Below are 2,832 nucleotides of genomic sequence, written 5' to 3'. Positions count from 1 at the left end.
CCAGCAACAGCGCACGCTCCGCCTCCGGCAGCGGAACGACCGAGGCGTCCCCCTCCGGATCAGCCGCCATCGCCTCCAGCACCATCCGGTACATCGCACCGAGGCGCTCCAGGGCCACGCGACTCAGCACGTCGGTCGAGGTGCCGATGTTGATGCGACCGCCCGAGGCCACCACGCTGAGCGCGAACTCGTTGGTCGCGGAGGTCAGGTTGGCGTCGACGTCGACGGTGTCGGTGTCGACCTGGTGGAAGTCCTGGTGCTCGAAGAGCATCGTGATCAGGCGCTCGCCGGTGCCGCTGTCGCGCTGGACGGCGGGCAGCGGGTAGCGGCGGTGGGCCCAGATCTCCGCCTCCTGGGCGTAGACCCGCTCCACCAGCTCACGCCAGGTGCCCGACGCCCGGGTGGCGGGGAACGGCAGCGTGTTCAGGTGCATGCCCAGCACCCGCTCCGCACCCGGCGCCTCCAGACGCCCGTGGTAGACCACGCCGGTGTGGAAGGCGTCCTCCGTACCGAGCGAGCCCAGCACCTTCAGGTGCGCGGCCAGCAGCACGCTCTTCAGCGAGGTCCGGGCCCGGGTCGCCAGCCGGCGCAGGGCCTCCTCCAGGTCCTGGTAGCGGACGTACACCCGGTGGACGTCGTCGGCGCTGCCGTGGTCGTCGGCCCAGGTCTCGGGGAGCCGGGCCGGGGCGTGCCGGCCGACGACGTCCCGCCAGAAGGCGCGGTCCTCCTCGGAGGCCAGCGACTCCAGCTCGGCCGCGATGAAGTCCGCGTACCGGACGGCCGGCGCCTCGAAGGCGGGCAGCTCACGGCCGTCACGCAGGTGCCGGTAGCACTCCACCAGCTCCATCAGCAGCGAGTGGTAGCTCCAGCCCTCGGTGACGGCGTGGTTGTGGCTGAGCGTCAGGCGCCAGGCCTCGTCGGACTCCAGGTGGATCGCGACGCGCATCAGCGGCGCCACGGCCAGGTCGAAGCCCTCGGCCCGGTCCTGCTCGGCGAACGCGCGGCCGCGCTCCTCGCGCTGCTGCTCGCCCAGACCGCGCCAGTCGTGCACGGTCACCGGCATCTGCGCGGTGGCGTGCACCAGCTGCAGCGGCTGGGAGTAGCCGCTCAGGTGCATCGAGGTGCGCAGGATGTCGTGCCGCTGGACGACGGTCTCAACGGCCCGGCGCATCGCGGACTCGTCGAACGGGCGCTCGTCGGGAATCCGGAAGGAGGTGAGGTTGTGGTAGGTGCCCAGGCCGTCGGCCCGGAGCATTTCGACGAGGATGCCGGTCTGCACATGGGACAGCGGGTAGGCGTCCACGACGCCCGCCGGCAGCGCGGCCCGGTCCCCGTCGCCGATCAGCGCGAACGGTTCCACGGCCGAGACGAGGGACTCGCCGCCCTGGCCGGTGAGGCCCGCCGCCATCGCGGCGATCGTCCGTGACTGGAACACGTCGCGGATGGAGACGTCGTAGCCGGCGGTGCGCAGCGCACCGACCAGGCGGACGGCACGGATGGAGTCGCCGCCGAGGTCGAAGAAGCTGTCCTCGACACCGACCGGGGCGACGCCCAGGACGTCCGACCAGATCGCCGCGAGCCGCTCCTCCACCGGGGTACGCGGCGCCACGTGCTCGACCGTGGCGAACGACGCCTGGTCGGGCGCGGGCAGCGCGCGGTGGTCGAGCTTGCCGTTGGGGGTCAGCGGGATCTCCGTCAGCGGCACGTAGGCGGCCGGGACCATGTAGTCCGGCAGCGAGGTGCGCAGGTGGGCCCGCAGGTCGCTCAGGTCGGCGCCCTGCTCCGTCAGGATCAGGTAGGCGACCAGGGACTTCTCGCCGAGGGCGGTGGTGTGGACGGTGACCGCGGCGTCCCGCACCAGCATGTGCTGGCGCAGGGTGGCCTCGATCTCGCCGAGCTCGATGCGGTAGCCGCGGATCTTCACCTGGCCGTCGATGCGGCCGAGCGACTGCAGGGTGCCGTCGGCCAGTCGGCGGGCCAGGTCGCCACTGCGGTACAGGCGCGAACCGGCCGGGCCGAACGGGTCCGGGATGAACCGCTCGGCGGTCAGCTCGGGCCGGTCGAGGTAGCCACGGGCCACGGCGGGCCCGCCGACGAAGATCTCACCGGGGACGCCGACCGGGACGAGCTGCCCCGCCGCGTCCAGCAGGTGGATGGTCATGTCGGCGAGCGGAGTGCCGACCGGGCTGTCCGCCGGGTGCGTCAGGTCGGCGTCGCCGACGCGGTGGTAGGTGGAGTGCACCGTGGTCTCGGTGATGCCGTACATGTTGATCAGCGCGGGGCGGTCCGTCCCGACGCGGCGCGTCCAGGGCAGCACCTCAAGGAGGTCGAGCCGCTCGCCGCCGAACACGATGGCGCGCAGGTCGAGCCGGTCGATGCGCGGGTCGCCGTCGGCGGCCATGGCCACCAGCGAGCGGAACGCGGTCGGGGTCTGGCACAGGATGGTCGCCCCGGTCCCGACCAGCAGGTCCACGAACTCCTCCGGCGAACGGATCACCGAGGAGGGGACGACGACGACGCGACCGCCGTGCAGCAGCGCACCGTAGATCTCCCACACCGAGAAGTCGAAGGCGTAGGAGTGCGAGTGTGTGAAGACGTCGTCGGCGCCGAAGCCGAACTGCTCTCGGGTGGCACCGAACAGGCGCAGGACGTTGGCGTGGCTGAGGGCGACGCCCTTGGGCCTGCCGGTGGAGCCGGAGGTGTAGATGACGTAGATCAGGTTGTCCGGGGTAACCGTGGTCTCCGGCGCGGTGGACGGAAGCTGGGCGATCAGCGCCTGCTCCGCCTCGTCGTCCAGCACCACGACCCGGCCCTCGAACGAGCCCGTCAGCC

1 protein-coding gene is annotated in these 2,832 nt (G+C 72.1%); it reads right to left on the bottom strand.

Annotation, left to right across the window (positions count from 1 at the left end; all coding sequences use genetic code 11):
• Positions 1–2,832: amino acid adenylation domain-containing protein (locus ABZW30_RS46705; RefSeq protein ID WP_355677444.1), on the bottom strand; the 2,832-nt coding region annotated here is incomplete at both ends.

It is taken from the genome of Kitasatospora sp. NPDC004669, assembly GCF_040609455.1.
Taxonomy (GTDB): domain Bacteria; phylum Actinomycetota; class Actinomycetes; order Streptomycetales; family Streptomycetaceae; genus Kitasatospora.
This window is presented reverse-complemented; position numbering and strand designations above follow the sequence as displayed.